Here is a 26245-nt window from a genome sequence, read left to right as displayed (position 1 = left end):
GCAACACCGCTGCATCACTTCAACCGCTGTGTATCGCGCGCGTTCAGGGTGATTCTCACGTCCTGCACGAGCGCTGCGCCAGAGTGCTGGCATGAGCACTTGCTATGATCTGGTGGTACTTCGTCCGGAAGGCCTTTACTGCCCCGCTGGCGACTTCCACATCGACCCGTGGCGACCGGTGCCGCGCGCGGTCATCACCCACGGCCACAGCGACCATATGCGCAACGGCATGGGTGAGTACCACTGCCTGCATGAGAGCGTGCCGATCCTGCGCTGGCGCCTTGGCGAGGTCGCCGTGCACAGCCATGATGCCGGCGCGCCCCTGCAGATGGGCAAGGTCCGCGTGTCGCTGCATCCGGCCGGCCATGTGCTTGGCTCGGCCCAGGTGCGGATCGATGATGGCCGGCAGGTCTGGGTCGCCTCGGGCGACTACAAGCGGCAGCCTGACCCCACCTGCGCGCCGTTCGAGGTAGTGCCCTGCGATACGTTCATCACCGAAGCCACCTTCGCCTCGCCGGTGTTCCGATGGCCGGACACCGCCAGTGTGGCGGCCGACATCATCCAGTGGCGCAACGAGTGCGCGGCACGCGGCGAAGCAGCGGTGCTGCTGTGCTACGCGCTGGGCAAAGCCCAGCGCGTGCTGGCCGAGCTGGGCCGGCTCGATGACCAGCCGGCATGGCTGCACGGCGCCATCGCCAACGGCGTAGCGGTCTACCGTGAAGCCGGCGTGCCGATGCTGGAAACGCACACGGTGGCCGAACAGGGGCGCCATCCCGACGCTGCAGGCCAGCTGATCCTGGCGCCCCCTTCGGCAGCGGGCACCACGTGGATGCGCCGCTTCGGACGGCACCAGTTGGGCTTCGCCTCCGGCTGGATGCAGCTGCGCGGCAACCGCCGTCGCCGCAATGTGGACCGTGGGTTTGTGGTATCCGATCACGCCGACTGGCCTGCGCTGCTGCAGACCATTGCCCAGACCGGTGCGCGTCGCATCATTGCCACCCATGGCAACACCGATGCCCTGATCCGCTACCTGCGCGAACGCGATGTGGCCGCCGAGGCATTCCGCACCGACTACGGTGATGAAGACGGGAGCGGCCAATGAAGCGCTTCGCCGACCTGTTCCAGCGGCTGGACCGCAGTACCGCCACCAATGACAAGCGCTCGGCACTGGTGAGCTATTTCGCGCAGGCACCTGCGCACGACGCCGCGTGGGCACTGTACCTGCTCAGCGGAGGCAAGGTCGGTGGTGCGCGGCAGCGTATCGCCAGCAGCGGCGAACTGCGGCTGTGGATCAGCGAGGCCTCCGGGCTGCCGGCCTGGCTGGTCGAAGACAGCTATGAGCAGGTGGGCGACCTCGCCGAGACACTGACCCTGCTGCTCGATGCACCGGCTCAACCGGCCGCCGAGCGCGGCCTGGCCGACTGGATCGAACACCACCTGCTGCCCGTGGCCAACCAGGACGTGGAGATCCGTCGTGCGGCCGTGCTGCAGGGCTGGCTGCAGCTGCCCGCCGAACAGCGGCTGGTCTTCAACAAACTGCTGACCGGCGCACTGCGTGTCGGCGTGTCGCAGCGCATCGTCCAGCTGGCGCTGGCCGAACTCTCCGGTCTGGACATCGCGCGCATCGCCCAGCGCATGCTGGGCAGCTGGGTACCCTCGCCCGGCCTGCTCGCCAGTCTGTTGTCGCACGAAGAACAGGCCTCTGACCGTGCCCAGCCCTATCCGTTCTACCTCGCCTCGCCACTGACCGCGCCGGCACAGGAACTGGGCGCCGTGCAGGACTGGCTGCTGGAATGGAAGTGGGACGGCATCCGCCTGCAGCTGCTGCGCCGGCGCGGCGAAACCGCTTTGTGGTCGCGCGGCGAGGAACGGCTGGATGGCCGCTTCCCCGAGATCGAGCAGGCTGCAGCTGCGCTGCCCGACGGCTGCGTACTTGACGGCGAGCTGCTTGCCTGGGACGCACCAGGCGACGGGCCGCGGGCGTTCTCCGCGCTGCAGACGCGCATCCAGCGCAAGCGTCCCGGCGCTACGGTACTGCGCGAGACTCCGGTACGGATGCTCGCCTACGACCTGCTCGAACGGGACGGCCATGACCTTCGCACACAGCCGCTGGAACAGCGCCGCGTCCAGCTTGCCGCCGTGCTGGACGCACTGGATGACCCACGCATCCAGCTCTCGCCAGCGGTGCAGGCCGATGACTGGGACAGCGCAGCCGCGCTGCGCGAACAGGCGCGGGCGCGCGGTGTCGAAGGCCTGATGCTCAAGCGGCTGGCCTCGCCCTACCAGGCCGGCCGCCGCCGTGGCGACTGGTGGAAATGGAAGATCGATCCGCTGACCATCGATGCGGTGCTGCTGTACGCACAGGCCGGTCACGGCCGACGCAGCACCCTGTATACCGACTACACCTTCGGCGTCTGGGACGGCGATACGCTGGTGCCGGTGGCCAAGGCGTACTCGGGACTGGACGACAAGGAGATCGCCCGGCTTGACCGGTGGATCCGTTCGCATACCCGCGAGCGCTTTGGACCCGTGCGCAGCGTGGTGGCCGAGCAGGTCTTCGAACTCGCCTTCGAAGGGGTGAACCTGAGCAAGCGGCACAAATCCGGCGTCGCGGTGCGCTTCCCTCGCATCCTGCGCTGGCGGCATGACAAGCCCGCCGCCGAGGCGGACGCGCTGGCCCAGCTGCAGGCGCTGGCGCGATGACGCCAGCGCAGGCCCGGGCACGGCTGACCGCGTGGTTCACCGCACAGGGATGGCGCCCGCTGCCGTTCCAGCGGGCGATGTGGCGACACTACCTGGAGGGGGAGTCGGGCCTGCTGCATACGCCCACCGGCAGCGGCAAGACGCTGGCGATGTACGGCGGACCGCTGCTGCAGGCGCTGCAGGCCGATGCGCCGCCGCCCCGTCGCGGCAGTGTGCGGCCGTTGCAGGTGCTGTGGGTGACGCCGTTGCGCGCATTGGCCAGCGACACCGCGCGCGCCCTGCAGGCACCCTTGCAGGCGCTGGGGCTGGACTGGACCGTCGGCCTGCGCAGCGGCGATGCCGGCAGCCGCGACAAGCGGTTGGCGCGGCAGGGCAAGCTGGACGTGCTGGTGACCACGCCCGAGTCGCTGTCACTGCTGATGAGCTACCCCGACACGCTTGAGCGCATGCGCCAGCTGCGCTGCGTGGTGGTCGACGAATGGCACGAACTGCTTGCCAGCAAGCGTGGCGTGCTGCTGCAGCTGGAGCTGGCACAGCTGCGCGCGGTGGCACCGCAGATGCAGCTGTGGGGGCTGTCGGCGACGCTGGGCAACCTGTCGCACGCGCGCGATGTCCTGCTGCCGCACCTGCCCGATGCCCCGATCGTGGAAGGTGCCCGGCAGCGCCCGGTGCGCGTGCGCAGCCTGCTGCCCGAGCAGGGCGAACGATTCCCGTGGGCAGGCCACCTCGGCCTGCAGCAGCTGCCGCGCGTACTGGAGGCGCTGCAGTCCGCACGCAGCAGCCTGTTGTTCACCAATACCCGCGCACAGGCCGAGCTGTGGCACCAGGCACTGGCCTCGGTGTGGCCCGAATCGGCCGACACCCTGGCCCTGCATCACGGCTCGCTGGACCCGGCACTGCGCCAGCAGGTCGAGGACGGGCTGCGGCAGGGCCGCCTGCGCTGCGTGGTGGCGACCTCAAGCCTGGAACTGGGTGTCGATTTCCCCGAGGTGGAGCAGGTGCTGCAGCTGGGCAGTCCGAAGGGCATCGCGCGGCTGCGGCAACGCGCCGGGCGCGCGCGGCACCGCCCCGGCGCGTCCGGCGAAGTGCTGTGCGTGCCCACCCACGCGCTGGAACTGGCCGAGTACGCCGCCGCCCGGCGTGCGCTGGCCGAAGGCGTGGTGGAGCAGCGGTTCGCGCCTCGGCTGTCGCAGGATGTGCTTGCCCAGCATTGCTGCAACCGCGCGCTTGCTGGTGGGTTCGATGCGGACCCGCTGTTTGCCGAGGTGCGCGGCACGCACGCCTTCGCTGAGCTCACCGATGCCCAGTGGCAGCAGGTGCTCGACTTCATCGTGCAGGGTGGCGCCGCGTTGGCGCACTATCCGGATTTCCACAAGGTGCAGCGCGATGAAGACGGCCGCTACCGCATGCACGACCGTCGACAGGCACTGCGCCACCGTCTGTCGATCGGCACCATCAGCAGCGATGGCAGCGTGCGCGTGCAGTTCATGCGCGGTGGCTCGCTGGGTGCCGTGGAGGAGCAGTTCGCCAGTCGGCTGCGTCGCGGTGACCGCTTCCAGTTCGCCGGGCGGCTGCTGGAGCTGGTGCAGGTGCGCGACATGACCGCCTATGTACGCATGGCGCGCGGCGCGTCCGGTGTCGTCCCCCGCTGGCAGGGCGGCCAGCTGCCGCTCTCGCATGCGCTGGGGCGCGAGCTTGAGGCCGTGCTGTCCGAGCCGGCACAGGTGCCGGAAACGCGCTGGCTTGCCCCCCTGCTGACGCTGCAGGCGCGCCTGTCGGCGCGGCCCTCCCCCGATCATCTGCTGATCGAGCAGGTACGCCGGCGCGAAGGGCAGTTTCTGTTCGTCTACCCCTTTGCGGGCCGGCATGTGCACGAGGCCCTGGCGGCCCTTCTGGCGCTGCGCTGCACGCGGCTGCAGCGCAACAGCATTGGCTACGCCGTCAACGACCTCGGGTTGGTGCTGGCGCCTGCCCAGACGGTGGAGCTCGACGCGGCGCAATGGCGCGCCCTGCTTTCCCCGGAGAACCTGCTCGAGGATCTGCGCGCGGCGGTCAACATCAGCGAGCTGGCGCGCCGACGCTTCCGCGGCATCGCGCGGGTTGCAGGTCTGCTGGTGCCGAGCCTGCCCGGCGGCATGCCACGGTCGCTGCGCCAGCTGCAGGCCTCTGCGGGCCTGCTGTACGACGTGCTGCGCGAGCATGATCCTGAGCACATGCTGCTGGCACTGGCCGAGCATGAGGTACTGCACGATGGTCTGGATATCGCCGGCCTTCAGTCCACGCTGCAGCGGCAGGCGCAGCGGACGCTGTCCCTGCACACCCCGTCAACCCTGGGTCCGCTGGCGTTTCCGCTCTGGGCCGAGCGCCTGCGTGGACAGTTCAGCAACGAAGACTGGAGCACGCGCGTGCAGCGCGCGGCGCAGCAGCTGGAGCGAAAGCATGCACGCTGATGTGCGGCACCGGTTGGGCGATGAAGAGGCCTTGCTGCTCGGCGACCGAGCCGTCTGGCTGCCGCAGCACCGTGCCCTGCTCATTGCCGACCTGCACCTGGGCAAGGGCGATGTATTCCGCCGCGCCGGCATCGCGCTGCCGCGCGGTGGCACTGCCGAGGACCTGCAGCGGCTGACGGCGTTGCTGAAGCGACACGCAGCCTGCCAGTTGTGGATTCTCGGCGACATGCTGCATGGGCCACTTCACGCCACGCCATGGCTGCAGCAATGGCAGCAGTGGCGGGCAGCGCTCGCAGATGTGGACATCCATGTGGTGCGTGGCAACCACGACCGCGCCCTGCAGGCCGAGGCATTGGACGTGCGGCTGCACGAGACGTCAGCGCTGCTCGGCAGCCTGGAGCTGCGTCATGAAGCGCCGGATACGGCGGACGGTTCCGGCGCGTCCCATGTCATCGCCGGTCACATCCATCCGCTGGTGCGGTTACCCGGCCTGCAGCGCCGCTGGCCGGTGTTCTGGCTGCGCGAGCACGCGACGATCCTGCCCGCCTTTTCCGCTTTCACCGCCGGAGTGCCCGTACGGCCGCTGCCGGGCGAACGCGTGGTGGCCTGCGTGGAAGGCCACGCGGTGGCATTGCCCGCGGCGTGAGCAGCGCGCTCAGGCCGGCTGCGTAAGGTAGCGCGGCATCAGGCGGAAGTTGGCACCGCGCGGGGTGATGGCCGGATCGGGCAGGCCGACCAGCGCCTGGCGCATCTGCTCGGCGCAGGCATGGATATGCGCATGCTGGTCGGCCGGCGCGTGGCTCAGCAGGCTGCCGACGTGGAACTGGAAGACCTCGTCCATCACATCCGGTTGATCGGCGTGCAGCATCTGCAGCAGACCCTTCAGTTTGTAGATTTCAAGTTCCAGTACTTCAGCGGTGAACACCATGACAGCTCCAGGCAAGGATCGTTGCCTGCAGCGCGGCAGGCGTGGGGGATGACGCCTGTTGTGACATGTCGCCGGTGAGCCGCCCGTCAAGCGCGATCAACAAAAGGTGAAGTCAGCGCAGAAAGCGTGACGACCAACGGTCGTCACCTACCCATCGTGCCCATGCAGCGATACACCCGCACGCAAAAAAAACCCCGCCGGGGGGCGGGGTCTTTCGACACCTGGCCGAATTACTCGACCGGCGTGATGTTCGAAGCCTGGGCGCCCTTCGGGCCCTGGGACACTTCATAGCTTACGCGCTGACCTTCCTGCAGGCTGCGGAAGCCCTTGGAATTGATGGCGGAGAAGTGCGCGAACACGTCGGCGCTGCCGTCCTCCGGCGAAATAAAGCCAAATCCCTTGGCGTCGTTGAACCACTTGACGGTACCGTTCGGCATGGTGATGCGAGACCTTATGCAATGAATGGGTGGTGTACGCTCAACCAGCGCACTGCCGGAGTATGCAAAGTTTGCCGCGGTGAGACAATCACCCGCGCGCCAATTCGCCGACCAGTTCCGGTAATCCGTTCGAAGCGGCCTGCACATTGGCCAGCACCTCGGCCATCGTGATTTCCTCACCGCCACCACAGCCGGCCGCCCAGTTGGCCACGATGGCCAGGCACGCGTAATCCAGCCCCAGCTCCCGCGCCAGCGCGGCTTCCGGCATGCCGGTCATGCCGACCAGATCACACCCGTCGCGACGCAGACGGGCGATTTCTGCAACCGTTTCCAGGCGTGGCCCCTGCGTGGCCGCGTAGCATCCACCATCATGCACGGCGACACCGGTCACCCTGGCGGCGGCGAGGATGGCGCTGCGCAGCATCGGTGTGTAGGGATGTCCAAAATCGACGTGCACCACGTCGCTGCCGTCTTCCTCGCAGATCGTCGACACCCGGCCCCAGGTGTAGTCGATGATCTGGTCCGGGCACGCCAGGACGCGCGGACCGAACGCGTCGGTGATGCCGCCTACGGTATTGAGGGCCAGCACGCGCTGGGCGCCGATCTGCTGCAGTGCAGCGAGGTTGGCGCGGTAGTTGATCCTGTGCGGTGGCAGCGAATGGCCCTCGCCGTGGCGCGCCAGGAAGGCTACGCGTTGGCCCAGCAGCGTGCCCACGCGGACCGGACCGGACGGACTGCCGAACCGGGTGCTGACCTCGTGGGTCTGCACGTCATCGAGCTTGGCCAGGTTGTAGACACCGGTGCCGCCAATGACGGCCAGGGCGATCTGCTGCATGCAACTACTCCAGAAAACACAGGGTGACGGCCACGCGCCTGCGCACCTGGCCGTGGCAACTCGGACACGCGGGCGTGGGTTACTCCTTCATCGCATAGATGGCCGGGACGCAGCGCAGCGTCTCGTTCACATCCATGCCGAAGCCGAACACGTAGCGGTCCGGCAGCTCGATGCCGGCATAGTCGGCCTGCACGTCCGGCAGTGCGCGCTCGTGCTTCTTGACGGTCAGCGCGGCGATGCGCACATCGGTGGCACCCTGCTCCAGACACCAGGTACGCACGCCCTGCAGGGTGTAGCCCTCGTCGAGGATGTCATCGACCAGCAGCACACGGCGGCCGAACAGCGCGGTGGCCGGCTTGTGCTTCCACACCAGGTCGCCGCCGGTGGTTTCACCGCGGTAGCGGGTGGCATGCAGGTAATCAAACTGCACGTCCTGGCCGCGCGCGCCCAACTCCAGCGCCAGCTGGCCGGCAAACGGCAGCGCACCGTGCATGATGGACAGGAACAGCGGCACCTCGCCCTTGTAATCGCGGGCGATGGCATCGGCGATGGCACCAATGGCCTTGTCGATGGTGGGGCGGTCGACCAGCAGGTCAGCCTGCGCCAGGGCCTGGGAAATGGTGAGGTTGGGCATCAGACGGTTCTTCCAAGGGGAGCAATAAGGTGGGAACGGGAATCGCCATGGCGGGCGTCGGCCAACAGGCCGTCCCAGCCAAGGCCGCCGCGGCCGATCAGGCCCAGCAGCGCGGCGGTATTGAAACTGCGCCCCTGCACGGCGTGCAGGGCGTCGTCGACCAGTTCAGGGTGACACACAAGCACCACATCGCAACCGGCGTCGAGATGGGCGTGCACACGTGCACCCACGCCACCGGCACTGTGCGAGGCTGCCATGCCGATGTCGTCGGAGAACACCACGCCACGGAAACCGAGCTCACCGCGCAGAATCTCCTTGATCCAGCGCGGGCTGTAGCCCGCTGGCTCAGGTGCGACCTGCGGGTAGATCACGTGGGCCATCATCACCGCATCGGCACCGGCCTGGATGCCCGCCACGAACGGCACCAGGTCCTGGCCACGCAGGTCCTCGAGCGGGCGCGGGTCCACGGCCACATCGACATGGGTGTCTTCGAGCACGGTACCGTGGCCCGGGAAATGCTTCAGGGTGGCACCCATGCCAGCGGCGTGCATGCCGCACACGTAGGCGGCGGTGAAGGCGGCCACGACCTGCGGGTCCTCGCTGAAAGCACGGTCGCCGATGGCGCGGTTGCCGCGCGCCAGATCGACCACCGGCGCAAAACTCAGATCCACGCCACTGGCCAGCACCTCGCTGGCCATCAGCCAGGCATGCTGCTCGGCCAGCGCGAGAGCCGCCTGCGGGTCCTGGGCGTGACGTGCGCCGATGTGCTGCAGCGGCGGCAGGTCGCTGTAGCCCTCGCGGAAGCGCTGTACGCGCCCGCCCTCCTGGTCCACACAGATCAGCTGCGGGCGCGGCGCGGCGGCGCGGATCGCCGCGCTCAGCTCGGTGACCTGCGCGCGTGAGGCGAAATTACGCTTGAACAGCACCACACCAGCCACGGCATCGTGCTGCAGCCACGCGCGCTCCTGGGCGGTCAGTTCGGTACCGGCAACGCCGATCAGCAGCATCAGGATTCTCCACGACGGGGCGCCATGGTGGCGCAGCGCCGCATTGTCGCAGAAGCGGCCCGCCAGCGCAGGGGGAGCGCGCCGGCAAGGTCGGGACGATCAGCGATCACAGCGGCCGTCATCGCACCCCGCGTCACCCGCAGCGGTCGATGCCGATGACCCAGCGCCCCGCTCGGCTGCGATGCGCTGCAGTACCTGCGCGATGGCCTCCGGCGACTGCGCGCCCTGGATCGCCCAGCGTCCATCGATGACGAGGGTCGGCACCGCGCTGATGCCCAGTGCCTGCGCCGCAGCGAGGCCCTGCTGGACCTCGGCCACGCCGGCATCGCTGGCCAGCAGGTCGCGCACCTGTGCCGCGTCCAGCCCGCCGGCCTGACCGGCGGCAATCAGCACGTCCGGATCGGCGAGGTTCTGCCCGTGTTCGAAGTGCGCACGGAACAAGGCTTCGCCGACGGCATCCTGCACGTTGTGCTGTCCGGCCAGCCACAGCAAGCGGTGCGCGTGCAGCGTCGTCACCCGCACCTGGCCGCGGTCGAAATCCATCGGCAGGCCCTCGGCTGTGGCGGTGGCCTGGGTCTGGGCAAGCAGCTGGGCCGTGCGCTCGGCGCCACCGAACTTGCGCGCGTATGCCTCACGCAGCGGCACCGGCGTGCTGTCGGCGTCGGGGTCGAGCTGGAACGGCTGCCAGCGCACCGTCATGGCAGGCGCCTGGGCGCCCAGCAGCTGCAATGCCTGGGCAAAGCGGTGCTTGCCGATCCAGCACCAGGGGCAGACCACATCGGAATAGATGTCGATGTTCATTCCACCACCATGGGGGCGGCGGCGCCGGGCACAAGCCGGGCGGCGCCTGCGCGCCGCTGCGGCGGTGGTCGGTCACCACTGTGAATAGGGCCTGCTGGCCAGCGCGACGTTGTAGTAGCGCGCGTCGTCGGTAACCTCCTCGCCCACCCACGGCGGCAGGGCCACCGTCTGGTCGGGGTGCTCGAGCTCGACCTCGGCCACCACCAGGCCGGCGTTGTCACCGAGAAACTCGTCCACTTCCCACAGCAGACCCTCGTGCTGTACCAGATGCCGGCGTTTGTCGATCAGCCCGCCCACGCACAGCGCCAGCAACGCCCGCGCGTCTTCCACGGGAATCGGGTACTCGAACTCCTGCCGGCTGCGCCCGAGGGTGCGCGATTTCAGGTTGAGCGCGGCGCCCTCGCCTTCGATGCGCACACGCACCGAGGCCTGCTGCGTGCCACGGTCGAGTGCGCCCATGTCATTGATGTAGCCCTGGGCCATCGGAATGACCGCATGCGCGGCGTCTCGCCAGCCATCGCCGGTCACCAGGAACTTGCGCTCGATTTCGATGGCCATGGGTCCGTCTCCGGTCAGCGGCGTTCAAACACGGCGATGCTTTCCACATGCGCGGTATGCGGGAACATGTCCATGGCGCCGGCACTGACCAGGGTGAAGCCCTGTTCGTTGACCAGATAGCCGGCATCACGGGCCAGTGAACCCGGATGGCAGCTGACATAGACGATGCGCTTGAACTTCTTCAGCGGCAGCTGCTGCAGCACGTCGATCGCGCCGGAGCGCGGCGGATCAAGCAGCAGCTTGTCGAAGCCCTCGCGCATCCAGCTGGCCTGGCGCTGGTCCTGGGTGAGATCGGCGGCATGGAAACTGGCGTTGGCAAGCTGGTTGCGCTCGGCGTTTTCGCGCGCGCGCGCCACCAGTCCGGCATCGCCTTCCACGCCCACCACCTCACGCACCCTGCGCGCCAGCGGCAGGGTGAAGTTGCCCAGGCCGCAGAACAGGTCCAGCACACGCTCGTCGGGGCCGGGCTGCAACAGCTCCAGCGCAAGGGCGATCATCTTCTCGTTGAGGTTGGCATTGACCTGGATGAAATCCAGCGGGCGGAATGCCAGTTCCACATCCCAGGGCGCCAACCGGAAAGACAGCGGCTTCTCCGCGGTGAGCGGATGCACCGTGTCCAGCCCACCGGGCTGCAGGTAGATGACAAAGCCGTACTGCTCGCCGAAGGCCTGCCAGGCGGCGCGGTCGGCGTCACTGAGCGGCTGCAGGTGACGCACGGTCAGAGCGATGGCCTGGTCGCCTGCGATGAACTCGATCTGCGGAATGTCACGCTTTCCGTCCAGCGTTTCCACAAACGCGGACAGGTCGGCCACACGACCGCCGATCTCCGGGATGACGGTGAGGCATTGGCTGAGGTCGGCGACAAAGCGCGGGTCCTGTTCGCGGAAACCGACCAAGGTCTTGTCCTTCTTTTCGACCCGGCGCACCGAGAAACGGCCCTTGCGACGATAGCCCCAGCTGTCGCCGACCAGCGGCGGCAGGACGGTCTGCGGCTGTACATGGCCGATGCGCTGCAGGTTGTCCATCAGCACCCGCTGCTTGGCGACGATCTGCTGGTCTTCGGCCAGGTGCTGCAGGACGCAGCCGGCGCAGACGCCGAAGTGGGGGCACCGCGGCTGGACGCGGTCGGGCGAGGGCTGCAGCACCTCCACGGTGCGCGCCTCGTCGAAATGCCGGCTGCGTGCGGTCTGCTCGGCCATCACCACCTCGCCGGGCAGCGCACCACTGACGAAGGTGACCTTGCCACCCTCGCCCTCACGGCGCGCTACGCCACGGCCGTCATGGCTGAGGTCGGAAATATCGGTCTGGAACGGAGTACGGTCGATGCGGGAACGGTGACGGGCCACGTGGCTGCAGGCTGCGGGCAAAAGGGTGCGTATTGTCGCAGATAGGAACACGGGCTGTCCGAATGGCGCATTTCGCCCTGTAAATACTCCGGTCGCGCGTTTACCATGCGCATGCTGACACGGAGGCAGCGCCCATTGCGGAGGAACAGGATGACCGAGCGCCCGCGCTTTCTGCTTGTCGAGGACGACCCGATCACCACCGGCTTTCTGAAAGCGGTGCTGGAAGGGTTGCCTGCCGACGTTGATACCGCAGAGACACTATCTTCTGCGCTGGTGGTCGCCTCGCGGCGCCGCCATGATCTGTGGCTGATTGACGCCAACCTGCCCGACGGCCACGGCAGCGACCTGCTGCAGCGGTTGCGGCGCATGCATGCCGATGTCCCTGCCCTCGCCCATACCGCCGACGGCAGCGCCGAGCTGCACGTGCAGCTGCGCCAGGCTGGCTTCAGCGACACCCTGGTCAAGCCGCTGGGGCGGGAGCTTCTGCTTAAAACCGTGCGCCGCGCCCTGGTGGGCAGCGCCGGCAGTGGCCGTTCCGGCGCCGTCGATGTGGCCGGAGGCGACGCCTTGGACTGGGACGAGATCACCGCACTTGCCGCGCTGAATGGGCAGCGCAGCCATCTGATCGCGCTGCGCGAGCTGTTCCTGGCCGAACTGCCGGGGGTGCGTGACGCCGTTGAGCAGGCCGTCGAACTGCACGATGAGCCGGCCCTGCGCAGCCAATTACACCGGCTTCAGGCCAGTTGCGGCTTCGTTGGCGCTGCGCGGCTGGCGCGCGCCGTGCGCACCCTGCACCAGGCACCCGCATCACAGCAGGCACAGGTCAATTTCCGCAACGCGGTAGCGGCCCTGCTGCATTGATGCCCGGTGACGGGCCCGGCCCGTCATGGCCACGTCGCTCAGCCGCGCCGGGCCAGGTCGTCCATCAGTTCCCAGCTCTTCAGCCCGCGGACGCCGAGGTGCTGGGCCAGTACGCTGCGCATCGCCAGCCGCAGGCTGGCCAGATCCTCAGTGGCCGGTTCCTGGTCGTTGGCCAGCGCCAGCAGTGCGGCACCGGTGGCGGTGCCGCGACGACCACGGCCATCGCGTTCGCTCAACAGCCGGCGTACCCCATCGTGGGCGTCCAGCTCATAGCGTGCCGCCGGATCAATCGGCTGGCCATCGCTGGCGGTTTCCAGGTCGAAGCCCACGCCCAGCGCGTCCAGCAGGTCGCGCTCGAAGCGGCGCAGGCTCCACGCCAGCGGCGCGCCCACCGCCATCCGCGCCCGGGTCTCGCCGTAGCTGCGGTAGAGTTCGGGTACCGGATCATGCCGCGGGGCCAGCCGCAGCACCAGTTCGTTGAGGTAGAAGCCGGCCAGCATGGCATGGCCGTGCAGTCGCGGCGCGGCATCCAGCGCCTCGGCCCCGCGCAGCTGGGCCAGCTCGCCTCGCTGCTGCGCGTCCAGCCGGATCCACTGGAGGGGCTGCAGCGCCGCACGCAGCACCTGCCCTTTGGCACTGCTGACGCCACGCGCCAGCACGCCGATGCGTCCGTGATTGAGGCTCAGCACTTCCACCAGCAGGCTGGTCTCGCGGTACGCCCGCGCGTGCAGCACGAATCCCGGTTCGGCCTCGATCTGCATGCCAGCCCGTCCGGGCGCTTACTCGTAGCCGAAGGCCTTCAGTGCGGCCTCGTCGTCCGACCAGCCCTCACGCACGCGCACCCAGGTTTCCAGAAACACCTTGGCGCCGAACAGTCGTTCCATCTGCAGGCGCGATTTGGCCCCGATCTCCTTCAGACGGGTGCCGCCCTTGCCGATGACGATGGCCTTCTGGCCCTCGCGCTCGACCCAGATGACCGCGCCGATGCGCAGCAGGTTGCCGTCCTCGGTGAAGCGCTCGATCTCCACCGTGGTGGCATACGGCAGCTCTTCGCCAAGCTGGCGCATCAGCTGCTCACGCACCAGTTCGCCGGCGAGGAAGCGCTGGCTGCGGTCGGTGATCTCGTCTTCGCCGAACATCGGCGGCGCAACCGGCAACAGGGCCAGTACGTCCTTGACCAGTGCATCCAGACCATTGCGCTTCTGCGCCGAGATCGGATGCACCGCGGCAAACGAGCGGCCTTCGGTGATCTGCTGCAGGAACGGCAGCAGCGCGGCCTTTTCCTTGAGCCGGTCGACCTTGTTGACCACCAGCACCACCGGAATGCCGGCGTCACTGAGCACGTTGAATGCCAGGCTGTCCTCTTCGTCCCAGCGGCCGGCTTCGATCACCAGCAGGCCGGCATCCACGCCTTCCAGCGAGCCGCGCGCGGCGCGGTTCATCACCCGGTTCATCGCCCGCTTCTGCACCTTGTGCAGGCCGGGCGTGTCGACCAGCACCAGCTGGCCTTCCGGATAGGTGGCGATGCCGAGCAGGCGGTGCCGGGTAGTCTGTGGCCGATTGGAGACGATGCTGACCTTGGCGCCTACCAGGGCGTTGGTCAGGGTCGACTTGCCAACGTTGGGCCGGCCGATGACGGCGACGCTGCCGCAATGATGGGTCGTTTCTTCGCTCACTTGGATTCCACCAGTTTCTCTAGCGCGGCCGCGGCCGCCTGTTGTTCAGCCAGCCGCCGCGAGGAGCCTTCGCCCTCGGTCGCCACGGCCGGATCGTTCAGGTTGCAGCGTACCTTGAAGATCTTGGCGTGGTCGTCACCCGACTCTGACACCAGCAGGTACTGCGGCAGGGCTTTCTGTCGTGCCTGCAGCCATTCCTGCAGGCGGGTCTTGGGGTCTTTCTGCGGCTTGCCGGTGGCCGGCAGCGCGTCCATCGAGGCGGCGAACCAGGGCATCACCACCGCCTGGCAGGCATGGAAGCCGGCGTCGAGGTAGATCGCCGCCACCACGGCCTCCAGCGCGTCGGCCAGGATCGAATCGCGGCGATGACCGCCGGATTTCATCTCGCCGGGCCCCAGGGTCAGCCGGTCGCCCAGCTGCAGCGCGCGCGCGATCACCGCCAGCGCCCCTTCCCGCACCAGTTCGGCACGGGCCCGGGTCAGCGCGCCTTCGTCGGCCTTCGGCCAGCGCCGATAGAGGGCCTCGGCCACCATCTGGTTGACGATGCTGTCACCGAGGAACTCAAGGCGCTCGTTGTTGGGCGTGCCGGCAGAACGATGCGTCAGGGCCTGCTTGAGCAGGTCCTGATCGGCGAAGTGATGACCGATCAGGTCACCGCGTTGAACAGTCTTATTCGACACCGCTGCGCGACAGGTCCTGGGTGGAATCGAAACGGCCGACGACGTCGAGGTTGCCGATCAGGGGACGACGGACCTCGTAGTTCACCCGCAGGGTCCAGCCATTGTCCTTGCGGTCAAACTTCACGTTGGACGGCTTCACGTTTTCCGAATAGTTGATGTACAGACGCTTGAAAAACAACGACTGGATGTTGGCCGGCTGCATGCTGCCGATGCCCGGCTCGTTGGCCAGGCTCTTCATCGCCGAGCGTACCGCGTAGTACTCCTGGTACATCGGGAACAGCTTCATGGCGATATACAGGGCAAAGCCCACCGCCATCAGCACCACCAGGAAGGAGGTGAGGGTCATGCCACGCTGTGCGTTCATCGTCGTCTTCATTGCGTTCTCCCCAGATACGCGTCAAAAGGTCACTTGATGCCCGAACCGATCCGCGACGGCTCGAAGCTGTCCTTGCAGAACCAGTTGGAGCAGTTGAGCCAGATCACGAACGCCTTGCCGCGCAGGTTCTGCTCGGGCAGAAGACCCCAGAAGCGGCCATCGTCGCTGTTGTCGCGGTTGTCGCCCATCACCAGGTACTGGCCGGCCGGCACGGTCCACTGCCCTTCGCCACGTGCGAAAGGCGTCTCCAGCACGGTGTGGGTGCGGCCGGGCAGTTCCTCCACAAGCAGGTTGGCGCCAGCGCCCTGCAGGGTGGAGCCCACCTGGTGACCGGCATAGATGCCCTTGTCCAGGTACTTCACCGGCTCGCCGTTGAGCACCACGCCATTGCCCTCGAAGGACACGCTGTCGCCCGGCACGCCGATGACCCGCTTGATGAAGTTCTCACCCTTGTTCGGATCGTTCTCGCTATGGCCCGGGAAGTGGAACACCACCACGTCGCCGCGCTTGGGCTCGCCCAGCGGCACGATCCTGGTATTGGTCAGCGGCAGGCGCAGGCCGTAGGCGAACTTGTTGACCAGGATGAAATCGCCGATGAGCAGGTTGGGCATCATCGAACTGGACGGAATCTTGTACGGCTCGGCGATGAAGCTGCGCACGACCAGTACGATCGCCAGCACCGGGAAGAAGGCACGCGAGTAGTCGATCGCCCACGGCTCGCTGTCCAGCAGGCTGGCGCGCGCGGCGCGGCGCTTGGCAAGGAACAGCTTGTCGGCCAGCAGAATCAGGCCGGAGACCAGGGTCAGGGCGACCAGCAGGAACTCAAACAGTTTCATTCAGGGTCCTTTGCGACATTGAACTACGGTGGCCCGCGGGGGCGGCCACCTGCCCTTGGCAGCCCGGCGCGAAACCGGGGCCGCCATGATGCCTCTTACTTGTTGTCCATCTGCAGCACGGCCAGGAAGGCTTCCTGCGGAATCTCGACGCGGCCGACCTGCTTCATCCGCTTCTTGCCTTCCTTCTGCTTTTCCAGCAGCTTCTTCTTGCGCGAGACGTCGCCACCATAGCACTTGGCCAGTACGTTCTTGCGCATCGCCTTGACCGTGGTGCGGGCGATGATCTGCGAGCCGACCGCGGCCTGGATGGCCACATCGAACTGCTGGCGCGGGATCAGGTCCTTCATCTTTTCACACAGTTCGCGTCCCCGGCGATCGGCATGACTGCGGTGAACGATCAACGACAACGCATCGACCTTGTCACCGTTGATCAGCACGTCCACGCGCACGAACGGGCCGGCATCGAAGCGCACGAAGTGGTAATCGAGCGAGGCGTAGCCACGGCTGACCGACTTCAGCTTGTCGAAGAAGTCCAGCACCACCTCGGCCATCGGCAGCTCGTAGCTGATCTGCACCTGGCTGCCCATGTAGTTGATGCCGAGCTGGCTGCCACGCTTTTCCTCGCACAGCTTGATGATGTTGCCGATGTACTCCTCGGGGGTGAGCACGTTGGCACGGATGATCGGCTCGCGGATCTCTTCGACATGGTTGACCGGCGGCAGCTTGGCCGGGTTGTCCATGTTGATCACCGCGCCATCGGTCTTGAGTACCTCGTAGACCACGGTCGGCGCGGTGCTGATCAGGTCCAGGTTGTACTCGCGCTCCAGGCGCTCCTGCACGATTTCCATGTGCAGCATGCCCAGGAAGCCGCAGCGGAAACCAAAGCCCATCGCTTCGGAGCTTTCCGGCTCGAAGCGCAGCGCGGCATCGTTCAGGCGCAGCTTGTCCAGCGCTTCGCGCAGGTCCGGGTAGTCCTCCGCATCCACCGGGAACAGGCCGGCGAACACGCGCGGCTGCATTTCCTGGAAGCCCGGCAGCGGCGTGGGTGCCGGGTCGCCGGCCAGGGTCAGGGTGTCGCCCACCGGCGCGCCATGCACGTCCTTGATGCTGGCGGTCACCCAGCCCACTTCACCGGCCTTCAGGGCAGGCAGCACCTTGCGCTTGGGGGTGAACACGCCGACGTTGTCGACCTGGTGGGTGCGGCCGGTGGACATCACCTGCAGCTTGTCGCCGGCCTTGATCTGGCCCTGCATCACGCGCACCAGCGAGACCACGCCAAGGTAGTTGTCGAACCACGAATCGATGATCAGCGCCTGCAGCTTCTCGGTGTCGCGCGGCTGCGGCGGCGGAATGCGGTGGACGATCGCTTCCAGCACGTCCTGCACGTTCAGGCCGGTCTTGGCGCTCACCGGCACGGCATCGGACGCATCGATGCCGATCACGGCCTCGATCTCGCTCTTGGCCCGGTCGATGTCCGCCGTCGGCAGGTCGATCTTGTTGATCACCGGCACCACTTCCAGGCCCTGCTCCACTGCGGTGTAGCAGTTGGCCACCGACTGCGCTTCCACACCCTGGGCGGCGTCGACCACCAGCAGCGCGCCTTCGCAGGCGGCCAGCGAACGGCTGACTTCATAGGAGAAGTCAACGTGGCCGGGAGTGTCGATGAAGTTCAGGTGGTAGGTCTGCCCATCCTTGGCCAGGTACGGCAGCGACACCGACTGGGCCTTGATGGTGATGCCACGCTCGCGCTCGATCGGGTTGGAGTCCAGCACCTGGGCCTCCATCTCACGGGCCTGCAGGCCACCACACAGCTGGATGATGCGGTCGGCCAGCGTGGACTTGCCGTGGTCAACGTGGGCGATGATGGAGAAGTTGCGGATGTTCCGCATCGGATCAGTGGACATATGAGGTGGCGGCGGCGCGCGGCGTCGTCAGGGTTAACTGACGATTATCGCATGCCGGGAGCCTGAACGGCGGATGCCAATCCGTCACAGACCGTCGCCGGGACCCCGGCGCACGCGTCATGCGATCTGCAGGCTTGCCGCCCCGCCGACTGAACCCCAGCCTCTACGCGGGCGTCGCCCTGCCGGCGACGCCCTTCCCTTCACACTTGAGGCATTCAACCGATGACCCTGCGCACGAAACTTGTGGTTCTGGCAGCGCTTTCAGCGTCCATCGCCACTGGCGGCGCGACTGCCCGCATTTTCAAGGTGTGCGACCTTCACGAGTGCTGCTTTGTCGACAGCGGTGGTAATGGGCACTGCGTGCCCAATTCGCTCCTGAGCTGAGGCCGGGGTAGCCCCGGCAGCGCTCGCCACCGGGGCCACCTGCTGCGCTTACTTGACTGAAATGGCCACGAAACGGCCAGCGCCTGCGCCCGGGGACTGCACGAGCAGAACGACCGCATCGCCCGAACGGGCGTCGGCAACCAGCCGGTTGAACTGAGCAGCGTCCCTGACCGGCGTACGCCCAACCTGGGTGACGAGCAGGCCCGCACGCAGACCTTCGTCCTGGGCCGCCGGAGAGGCCTCAACGATGCGCACGCCTCCGTCCTTCAACCCCAGCTGGCGGGCCGTTGCAGCGTCAAGGCTCTCAACCTTCAGACCAAGGCGATTGACGTTGCCGGTAGCGGTATCGGCGTTGCTGTCGCTTGAATCGCCCGCCGAAGCCGCGACAGTCTCAGAACCCACGGAGATATCGATGTTCTGCGCCTTGCCGCCACGGAGAATGCCAAGCGTCACCTTGGAGCCCGGCGCCATCATGCCAATCATCGGCGGCACCTGCGACGAATCGCCGATCGGCTTCCCATTCACCGTGCGGATCACGTCAAGCTGCTGCAATCCAGCGCGCGCGCTCGGGCTTCCCGGAACCACCTCGTTGACCAGCGCTCCTCTGGTATCCGGCAGACCCAGGCCGCGGGCCATCCCGGCGTCGATCGGCCGCGGATCCAACGCAACCCCGATCTGGCCGCGGACCACCTTGCCGGTCTTCTTGATCTGCTCGACCGCGCTCATCGCCAGGTCGACCGGAATGGCGAAGCTGATGCCCATGAAGCCGCCGGAGGCGGAGAAGATCTGCGAGTTGATGCCGACCACTTCGCCACGGGTGTTGAGCAGCGGACCGCCCGAGTTGCCCTGGTTGATCGCCACATCGGTCTGGATGAACGGTACGTAGCGCTGGTCCGGGCCGCCGGTGCTGCGGCCGACCGCACTGACCACGCCTGCGGTGACCGAATGGTCCAGGCCGAACGGCGAGCCGATCGCCACCACCCACTGGCCCGGCTTGAGCGTATTGGAGTCGCCGATGCGCACCGTCGGCAGGTTGCTGCCCTCGATCTTCAGCAGGGCCACGTCGTACTGCTGGTCACTGCCGACGACCTTGGCAGTGAACTCGCGGCGGTCGGCCAGCTTCACCTTCACCTCGCTGGCGTCCTCCACCACGTGGTGGTTGGTCAGCACGTAGCCGTCGCCGGAAATGATGAAGCCCGAGCCCATGCCCCGGCCTTTTATCGTGGGGCTGGAGTCGCTCCCGTCATCCGGCCCCATGCCCGGCGGCATGCCGAAGCCGGGGCCGAAGAAGCGGCGGAAGATCTCGGGAATGTCGTCCTGCCCGGCCGGACCGCGCATGCGGGCCTGACGATTGTTGCGGACGATGGTGGTTTCAATGTTGACCACGCCCGGACCGACCTGTTCGACCAGGTTGGTGAAATCAGGCAGGCCACTGACCAGCGGCTGCGCCGGTGCACGCGGCGCGGCGGCGGCGGCCTGCGGCGCGGGCGACGGCGACTGCGCGCAGGCGGCCAGCGGCAGGGTCATGGCAAGCGCCAGCGCGTGCAGGCGGGACGAGCGGATGACAGGCATCATCGGACAACAACCTCCGGTAGATCATCGGGCAAGGGGGACACACCCCGGCAGGCCGGGATGCTGTCGCGACAGCACCTCAATCCTGCGGGCGCGGGGCCGGCAGAATCTCCTGCTGACGCGGTTCAAACGGATAGAAGGCACCACCGGCACCAGGGGCGCTGGCGTTGAGCGCGCCGCCGGCTGCAGGGCCGATGCTCGAACGCGGCCAGGGCCGCGCCTGCAGAGCGCCGACGTCGCCGAAGGGCAACTCGCGGCGGGTGGAAGACGGCACGGTCGGGGTCAACGGCGCCTGGCCGGCGAGCGCACGCAGCGGCTCATCGTCACGCTGGGCGCTGCGTGCGGCCTGCTGGGTCCGCGTGGCACTGGCGCGCCGCACCGACTGCGCCTGCTGGGCGCGGGTGGCAGCGGCCACGGCCAGGGCCGGTGCGCCAGCGGCCAACACGTCACCGGCCTCGGTCACCGGCGTCGACGGCGTCGCGGGAAGGGACAGCTCGGCCTGGCTGGCGATCACCTGGACCGGCGTTTCGGCGCCCGGCACAGGTTCCTGCAGGCCCTGTCGGCCCATGAACAGCGCCACCGCCGCCACCGAGGCGGCCAGCGCGGCGCCGCCGCCCCAGCTGCGCCAGCCGCGGCGGGCGCCCTGCGCAGGCTGGGCCGAAGGCAGCGGCTCGGCGGCCACCGCGGCAGCAACCCGTGCGCTGAGATCGACCGGCGCCGGTGCACAGGCCTGGCCACGCAGCACATCGCCCAGCAGCTGCCAGCGTTCCTGGCAGGCGGCCAGCTCCGGGTCGTGCTGCAGGCGTCGCAGCAGAAAACGGGCCTGGTCCGAGCCGAGCTCGCCGTCGTACAACGCCGACAGCTGCTGACGGTGGTGGGCATCAAGCCGGGTGTCGGTGGTGACGACCTGGCTCTGCGGATCTGGAATCTCTTTCATACGCGGTTCTTCTCACGGGTAGCGCTGCCGATGTCCAGCAGCGGCCGAAGTTCAGTGTCGATCGCTTCGCGGGCACGGAAGATCCGCGAGCGCACGGTGCCGATCGGGCACCCCATCTTCTGCGCGATCTCCTCGTAACTCAGGCCTTCCACCTCGCGCAGGGTGATGGCCGAACGCAGCTCCTCGGGCAGGCTGGCTACCGCCCGCATGACCGTGCTTTCCAGCTCCTGGCGCATCAGCTCGCGCTCGGGCGTGTCGGTGTCGCGCAGACGCGTGCCGCTGTCGAACTGCTCGGCATCGCCGATCTCGATGTCGTCGGTGGGCGGGCGGCGGTTGTGGGCGGCGAGATGGTTTTTGGCAGTGTTCACGGCTATCCGGTGCAACCAGGTTGAGAACTGGGCATCACCACGGAAACTGCCCATCGCGCGGTAGGCGCGGATGAAGGTTTCCTGGGCGATGTCCTGACATTCACTCCAGTCGGCGATGTAGCGCCCGACCAGCGAGACGATCCGATGCTGGTGCCTGCGCACCAGAACGTCGAATGCCGCGCTTTCGCCGCGCTGCACGCGCCGGACCAGTTCCAGGTCCAGCTCCTGTGGTGTTTCAACCTCGGCCATGCGGGGCCGCACTCCTGTCAGCCCAACCGACGTCGGGCAATGAGACTGCCAATCCCGGGAAAAGTTCAGTACCGCGATGAACGGTACCGCACCAGCTTTTAACCATTGTTCGGCTAGCGTTGGGTCCAAGACGCTGGATCCGGCATCTGCACTTCCCCCGCTATTGGGATTTGACGTGGAGGAAACAACCTCTGGATCATAGCCCCCTTCACCATACACAACCGGATGGTACGTCCCATGCTTTCAGGCTTCGACGGGCTTCGCTTCTCGCACTGGCACCCTGACATCCGCGACGACGGCGTAGTGGTGTTGACCCTTGACCGCGCCGGCACCGCTGTCAATGCGATGTCGCAGGACGTGCTGTTGGAACTGGGCAGCCTGCTCGAGCGGATCGCGCTGGACCCGCCAAAGGCGGTGGTGCTGCAGTCCGGCAAGGCAGCGGGCTTCATTGCCGGCGCCGACCTGAAGGAGTTCCAGGAATTCGACCGCCGTGGCACGGTCAACGATGCCATCGCCCGCGGCCAGAGTGTCTACCAGCGTCTGGCCGAACTGCCCTGCCCGACCGTGGCGGCCATCCACGGCCACTGTCTTGGCGGTGGCACCGAGCTGGCGCTGGCCTGCCGCTACCGTGTGGCCTCAAACGACAGCAGTACCCGCATCGGGCTGCCCGAAACCCAGCTCGGCATTTTCCCCGGATGGGGCGGCAGCGCGCGCCTGCCTCAGCTGGTCGGCGCACCGGCGGCGATGGACATGATGCTGACCGGCCGCACGCTCTCGGCCTCGGCCGCACGCAGCATCGGCCTGGTGGACAAGGTCGTCGAGCCGGCGCTGCTGCTGGACAACGCGGTGCAGCTCGGCCTGCGCGGCACCACCCGCCCGTTCAAGCAACGCGCCACCGCCTGGGCGACCAACACCTGGTTGGCGCGCACCCTGCTCGCCCCGCAGATGGTCAAGCAGGTCGCGCGCAAGGCGCGCAAGGAACACTATCCGGCGCCCTATGCGCTGATCTCCACCTGGCAGCGCAGCGGCGGCAAGCCCGTGCAGGCGCGGCTGGATGCCGAGCGCCGCGCGGTGGTCAAGCTGGCCAGCACGCCGACCGCGCGCAATCTGATCCGCATTTTCTTCCTCACCGAGCGTCTGAAGGGCCTGGGCAGTGGCGAGCACGGCATCCAGCGCGTGCATGTGGTGGGCGCGGGCGTGATGGGCGGCGACATTGCGGCCTGGTCGGCGTTCAAGGGCTTCGAGGTCACGCTGCAGGACCGCGAACAGCGTTTCATCGACCCGGCACTGGAACGCGCGCAGGCGCTGTTCGCCAAAAAGGTGCGTGATGAAAGCAAGCGTCCTGCGGTTGCCGCGCGGCTGCGCGGCGACCTGGAGGGCAAGGGCGTGGCCGAGGCCGACCTGGTGATCGAGGCGATCATCGAAGATGCCGAGGCCAAGCGCGGCCTGTACCAGACGCTGGAGCCGCAGCTGAAGGCCGATGCGCTGCTGACCACCAACACCTCGTCGATTCCGCTGACCGAGCTGCGCGGTCACATCCGGCGCCCGGGCCAGTTTGCCGGTCTGCATTACTTCAACCCCGTGGCGCAGATGCCGCTGGTGGAGATCATCCACCACGATGGCATGGCGCCGGACACCGAGCGTCGCCTGGCGGCCTTCTGCAAGGCACTGGGCAAGTTCCCGGTGCCGGTGGCCGGCAGCCCCGGCTTCCTGGTCAACCGTGTGCTGTTCCCGTACATGCTCGAAGCGGCCACGGCCTATGCCGAAGGCATTCCGGGTCCGGTGATCGACAAGGCGGCGGTGAAGTTCGGCATGCCGATGGGGCCGATCGAGCTGCTCGACACGGTAGGCCTGGACGTGGCGGCAGGCGTGGGCCATGAGCTGGCCCCGTTCCTGGGCCTGCAGATTCCGGCTGCGCTGCAGACGGTGGAAGCGGGCAAGCGCGGCAAGAAGGATGGCCAAGGCATCTACGCCTGGGAAAACGGCCGCGCGAAGAAGTCTGAGGTGCCCAAGGACTACCAGGCCCCGGCCGACCTGGAAGACCGGCTGATCCTGCCGCTGCTCAACGAGGCGGTGGCGTGCCTGCACGAGGGCGTGGTGGCCGATGCGGACCTGCTCGATGCCGGTGTGATCTTCGGCACCGGCTTCGCCCCGTTCCGTGGCGGCCCGATCCAGCATATCCGCGCGGTGGGGGCCGACGCGCTGGTGGAGCGGCTGAAGGTGCTGCAGCAGCGGTACGGTGATCGTTTCACACCACGCCCGGGCTGGGATAGCGCCGTACTGCGCGAACCGGTGGTGTGAGGCAATGCGGGGGCTGCGCCCCCGCCCCCCCCCGTGACAGCAACAGCGTAAAGCGACAGCGTGGAGCGGCGGCTCTGCGCTGTTCTGCGTCTGGCGGGGCGGGGTGGGTTTGCGGGGGACGGCGTGAATCCCCCTCCGGGGTCCAGCCCAGCCGCTGGGCGGCTGGGCGTTCGGGCGCTTGCGAAGCAGTGCTTCGCAAGCAAAGCGCCCTCACCCATGGAGCCTTGTGTCCGCCCATCCAGGGCTCCCACACCCCCGCAAACCCACCCCGCCCCGCCCCCGTACGCCCCGATGGACGGATGGAACCGCGACTCTGCAACCAGCATTGGGCTTTGGGCTTTGGGCTTTGAATCTTGTTTTTTGTTTTTTGTTTTTGGTTTTGGTTCTGGTTTTGGAATTTGACTTTGGTAGGTGACGACCGTCGGTCGTCACGCTGTTGATTCTGGCTTGGGGGCCGGGCCTGGTCGGCCCTGCTTTTGATTTTTCTTTTTTTCTCATGCGGCTGGACCGCACGGAAACGATGCAAGGCCGGGCGGGTTGGGCTTGCGGGGGTGTGGGAGCCCTGGATGGGCGGACACAAGGCTACATGGATGTACTTGCGCCGTCCCCCGCGAGCCCAACCCTGAAGGCCGCTGCGGCTACATCAACGCCGCTGAAGGCCGCTGCGGCTACATCAACGCCGCTGAAGGCCGCTGCGGCTACATCAACGCCGCTGAAGGCCGCTGCGGCTACATCAAGGCCGCCGAAGGCCGCTGCGGCTATGTGCAGGCGGCAGGAACCGGCACGCGTGCGCTGCAGTAACGCCGCTACTGCGCTTTGCCAGCCGCCGCTGCCTGCAGCGGCGGCTGGCCTGGGCCTGCGGCGCGCGTTGCTCAACGCGTTGCTCGCCGCCCCGCGCGGAGATTTCGACTTCATCGAATGCACGCCGGAGAACTGGATCCATGTCGGCGGACTGGACGGCGAACGGCTGCGTCAGCTGACCGCGCACCACCCGCTGGTCTGCCATGGACTTTCGCTGTCGCTGGGCAGCACCGACCCGCTCGATGCCGTGCTGCTGCAGCATATCGGCCGTTTCATGCGCCGCCATGGCGCGGTACTGTACAGCGAGCACCTGAGTTTCTGCAGTGACCACGGTCAGTTGTACGACCTGCTGCCCATGCCTTTCACCGAGGAGGCCGTGCGGCATGTCGCAGCGAGGATCGGCCAGACCCAGGACATCCTCGGCCAGCGCATTGCGGTGGAGAACGTCTCCTACTATGTCACTGGCCTCAACGACATGACCGAACTGGAGTTCACCTGCGCCGTGCTTGAGGAAGCCGACTGCGATCTGCTGCTGGACGTCAACAACGTCCATGTCAACGCGCACAATCACGGGTATGACGCCCAGCAGTTCATCCATGCGCTGCCCGCAGAGCGGATCGCCTACATCCATGTCGCTGGCCATCAGGACATCCCCTCGGGCATGAAGATCGACAACCATGGCGACGCGGTATCCACGCCCGTCTGGGACCTGCTGGCGTCCAGCTACGCGCAGGCCGGCGTGCGCGCCACCGTGCTCGAGCGCGACTGCAACATCCCGCCCTACCTGGAGCTCCGCGAGGAGGTGCTCATGATCCGTCGACTCCAGGCGGAAGCCGCCAGGGTGCGTCATGACTGAGCGCCTTTCACTGAAAGCCACCCAGGCCGCATTTGCCAATCATCTGCGTGACGCACGCCACGCGCCGCCCCCGGGCATGGACCCTGCGCGTCTGCAGATGATGCGGCAGATGTTGCTGGACGATGTCGGCGGTACGCTGGGGGAGTGCTTTCCGCGCTGCCTTGCGCTGCTCGGCACGGTGCGTTGGGCACAGCTGATCCAGCGTTATCTGGCTGAGCACCGTTGCCGTACCCCCTTGTTCACCGAGGTGGCTGCCGAGTTCGTCAACTGGCTGCGCAGCGCTTCCGGGCTGGCGCATCCGGCGCTTGCCGAGCTCGCCCATCACGAATGGGTGCCGGTGGCGTTGGCCCATCTGGACCTCCCCGCCGTGCCGGTAACACTGCTGGAGAGCGAGGCCATGCCCGTGCGCTTCTCCCCGCTTGCCTGGCTGCTGCGCTATCACTGGCCGGTCCACGCCGCCCCGCTGCGTGGACCGGCTGACCCGCAGACGATGTACCACCTGCTTGCTTACCGCGACAGCGAAGGGCACGTCCAGGTTCTGCTGCTGGGTGCCGACGCGGCGTTGTTGTTCCAGGCCATTGTTGCGCAGCCAGGACAGAGCGTGGCCCAGTATCTGCAGCGTCTGGCCGAGGTCTCCGATGTCGGGCACCAGGCGCCACTGGCACTTGTCCGGGACGCCCTGGAGCGTGGCATCCTCACCCGCGCCGCGCCGCCACCGGTGCACTGAGTCGCGGCGCGGGCCGCA

General features: G+C 67.4%; 25 protein-coding genes. 8 read left to right on the top strand and 17 right to left on the bottom strand.

The genetic code is table 11. From position 1 onward, the window contains the following. The first annotated feature begins 91 nt into the window (after positions 1-91). Genes RZA67_RS05005 through pdeM form a run of 4 tightly spaced genes read left to right on the top strand, consistent with a single transcriptional unit; the run spans position 92 to position 5799 of the window. Positions 92-1102, top strand: coding sequence for a ligase-associated DNA damage response exonuclease (locus tag RZA67_RS05005; RefSeq protein ID WP_317211524.1), 1011 nt, complete (start codon positions 92-94; stop codon positions 1100-1102). Continuing rightward, the gene (locus RZA67_RS05000) at positions 1099-2703 is read left to right on the top strand and encodes an ATP-dependent DNA ligase (RefSeq protein ID WP_317211523.1); all 1605 of its coding nucleotides are present in this window, start codon (positions 1099-1101) and stop codon (positions 2701-2703) included. Before RZA67_RS05005 ends, RZA67_RS05000 begins: the two co-directional genes overlap by 4 nt. Continuing rightward, complete coding sequence (locus tag RZA67_RS04995; RefSeq protein WP_317211522.1) at positions 2700-5153, top strand: ligase-associated DNA damage response DEXH box helicase; 2454 nt, start codon at positions 2700-2702, stop codon at positions 5151-5153. Before RZA67_RS05000 ends, RZA67_RS04995 begins: the two co-directional genes overlap by 4 nt. Next, a complete protein-coding gene (pdeM, locus tag RZA67_RS04990; protein WP_317211520.1) occupies positions 5143-5799 on the top strand; it encodes a ligase-associated DNA damage response endonuclease PdeM in 657 nt (218 codons plus the stop codon). The genes RZA67_RS04995 and pdeM overlap by 11 nt, the downstream gene beginning before the upstream one ends. Positions 5800-5808: 9 nt before the next feature. On the opposite strand, the gene RZA67_RS04985 is transcribed toward pdeM, so the two are convergent. The 8 genes from RZA67_RS04985 to rlmD form a co-directional block, all read right to left on the bottom strand. Then, positions 5809-6081, bottom strand: coding sequence for a hypothetical protein (locus tag RZA67_RS04985; protein ID WP_317211518.1), 273 nt, complete (start codon positions 6079-6081; stop codon positions 5809-5811). A 230-nt stretch (positions 6082-6311) separates the two neighbouring features. After that, positions 6312-6518 (bottom strand): cold-shock protein, encoded by a 207-nt coding sequence (locus tag RZA67_RS04980; protein ID WP_311192177.1) that lies wholly within the window; start codon positions 6516-6518, stop codon positions 6312-6314. An 88-nt stretch (positions 6519-6606) separates the two neighbouring features. Beyond that, positions 6607-7353, bottom strand: a complete 747-nt coding sequence (locus tag RZA67_RS04975; RefSeq protein WP_317211514.1) for an S-methyl-5'-thioinosine phosphorylase — start codon at positions 7351-7353, stop codon at positions 6607-6609. Between the two features lie 79 nt (positions 7354-7432). Next, entirely contained in the window at positions 7433-7987 is a 555-nt protein-coding gene (locus tag RZA67_RS04970) for a hypoxanthine-guanine phosphoribosyltransferase (protein ID WP_317211513.1), read from the bottom strand. Further along, a complete protein-coding gene (gene nagZ, locus RZA67_RS04965) occupies positions 7987-8994 on the bottom strand; it encodes a beta-N-acetylhexosaminidase (RefSeq protein ID WP_317211511.1) in 1008 nt (335 codons plus the stop codon). Before nagZ ends, RZA67_RS04970 begins: the two co-directional genes overlap by 1 nt. 99 nt (positions 8995-9093) lie before the next feature. Further along, on the bottom strand, positions 9094-9795 hold the full coding sequence (locus RZA67_RS04960) for a DsbA family oxidoreductase (protein ID WP_317211510.1): 702 nt from the start codon (positions 9793-9795) through the stop codon (positions 9094-9096). A 72-nt stretch (positions 9796-9867) separates the two neighbouring features. Then, on the bottom strand, positions 9868-10353 hold the full coding sequence (locus RZA67_RS04955; protein ID WP_317211509.1) for a CYTH domain-containing protein: 486 nt from the start codon (positions 10351-10353) through the stop codon (positions 9868-9870). A 14-nt stretch (positions 10354-10367) separates the two neighbouring features. Then, entirely contained in the window at positions 10368-11699 is a 1332-nt protein-coding gene (rlmD, locus tag RZA67_RS04950; RefSeq protein WP_317211508.1) for a 23S rRNA (uracil(1939)-C(5))-methyltransferase RlmD, read from the bottom strand. Between the two features lie 150 nt (positions 11700-11849). Between rlmD and RZA67_RS04945 the strand changes: the two genes are divergently transcribed. Beyond that, positions 11850-12560 carry a response regulator gene (locus tag RZA67_RS04945; protein ID WP_317211507.1) on the top strand — a complete coding sequence of 237 codons (711 nt, stop codon included), beginning with the start codon at positions 11850-11852 and terminating at the stop codon, positions 12558-12560. 38 nt (positions 12561-12598) lie between these two features. On the opposite strand, the gene recO is transcribed toward RZA67_RS04945, so the two are convergent. The 9 genes from recO to rpoE all read right to left on the bottom strand — a co-directional run bounded on the left by recO (position 12599) and on the right by rpoE (position 21542). Then, positions 12599-13321, bottom strand: coding sequence for a DNA repair protein RecO (recO, locus tag RZA67_RS04940; protein WP_317211506.1), 723 nt, complete (start codon positions 13319-13321; stop codon positions 12599-12601). A gap of 18 nt (positions 13322-13339) precedes the next feature. After that, a complete protein-coding gene (gene era, locus RZA67_RS04935; protein WP_317211505.1) occupies positions 13340-14236 on the bottom strand; it encodes a GTPase Era in 897 nt (298 codons plus the stop codon). Continuing rightward, positions 14233-14916 carry a ribonuclease III gene (gene rnc / locus RZA67_RS04930; RefSeq protein WP_317211504.1) on the bottom strand — a complete coding sequence of 228 codons (684 nt, stop codon included), beginning with the start codon at positions 14914-14916 and terminating at the stop codon, positions 14233-14235. Before rnc ends, era begins: the two co-directional genes overlap by 4 nt. After that, the gene (locus tag RZA67_RS04925; RefSeq protein ID WP_317211503.1) at positions 14906-15292 is read right to left on the bottom strand and encodes a DUF4845 domain-containing protein; all 387 of its coding nucleotides are present in this window, start codon (positions 15290-15292) and stop codon (positions 14906-14908) included. Before RZA67_RS04925 ends, rnc begins: the two co-directional genes overlap by 11 nt. Positions 15293-15321: 29 nt before the next feature. Then, positions 15322-16128 carry a signal peptidase I gene (lepB, locus tag RZA67_RS04920; RefSeq protein ID WP_317211502.1) on the bottom strand — a complete coding sequence of 269 codons (807 nt, stop codon included), beginning with the start codon at positions 16126-16128 and terminating at the stop codon, positions 15322-15324. Between the two features lie 95 nt (positions 16129-16223). Beyond that, on the bottom strand, positions 16224-18017 hold the full coding sequence (lepA, locus tag RZA67_RS04915) for a translation elongation factor 4 (RefSeq protein WP_317213814.1): 1794 nt from the start codon (positions 18015-18017) through the stop codon (positions 16224-16226). A gap of 447 nt (positions 18018-18464) precedes the next feature. After that, positions 18465-19991 (bottom strand): Do family serine endopeptidase, encoded by a 1527-nt coding sequence (locus RZA67_RS04910; protein ID WP_317211501.1) that lies wholly within the window; start codon positions 19989-19991, stop codon positions 18465-18467. A 76-nt stretch (positions 19992-20067) separates the two neighbouring features. Beyond that, positions 20068-20925 carry a sigma-E factor negative regulatory protein gene (locus RZA67_RS04905; RefSeq protein ID WP_317211500.1) on the bottom strand — a complete coding sequence of 286 codons (858 nt, stop codon included), beginning with the start codon at positions 20923-20925 and terminating at the stop codon, positions 20068-20070. Continuing rightward, on the bottom strand, positions 20922-21542 hold the full coding sequence (gene rpoE, locus RZA67_RS04900) for an RNA polymerase sigma factor RpoE (protein ID WP_317211499.1): 621 nt from the start codon (positions 21540-21542) through the stop codon (positions 20922-20924). The genes RZA67_RS04905 and rpoE overlap by 4 nt, the downstream gene beginning before the upstream one ends. Before the next feature lie 237 nt (positions 21543-21779). On the opposite strand from rpoE, the gene RZA67_RS04895 reads away from it, so the two are divergent. The 3 genes from RZA67_RS04895 to RZA67_RS04885 all read left to right on the top strand — a co-directional run bounded on the left by RZA67_RS04895 (position 21780) and on the right by RZA67_RS04885 (position 26227). Continuing rightward, positions 21780-23843, top strand: coding sequence for a 3-hydroxyacyl-CoA dehydrogenase NAD-binding domain-containing protein (locus tag RZA67_RS04895; RefSeq protein WP_317211498.1), 2064 nt, complete (start codon positions 21780-21782; stop codon positions 23841-23843). A gap of 787 nt (positions 23844-24630) precedes the next feature. Beyond that, positions 24631-25500, top strand: coding sequence for a DUF692 domain-containing protein (locus RZA67_RS04890; protein WP_317211497.1), 870 nt, complete (start codon positions 24631-24633; stop codon positions 25498-25500). Further along, complete coding sequence (locus tag RZA67_RS04885) at positions 25493-26227, top strand: putative DNA-binding domain-containing protein (protein WP_317211496.1); 735 nt, start codon at positions 25493-25495, stop codon at positions 26225-26227. The genes RZA67_RS04890 and RZA67_RS04885 overlap by 8 nt, the downstream gene beginning before the upstream one ends. Positions 26228-26245: the final 18 nt, after the last annotated feature.

Source organism: Stenotrophomonas sp. C3(2023) (assembly GCF_032911385.1).
In the GTDB taxonomy this organism is placed as follows: domain Bacteria; phylum Pseudomonadota; class Gammaproteobacteria; order Xanthomonadales; family Xanthomonadaceae; genus Stenotrophomonas.
This window is presented reverse-complemented; position numbering and strand designations above follow the sequence as displayed.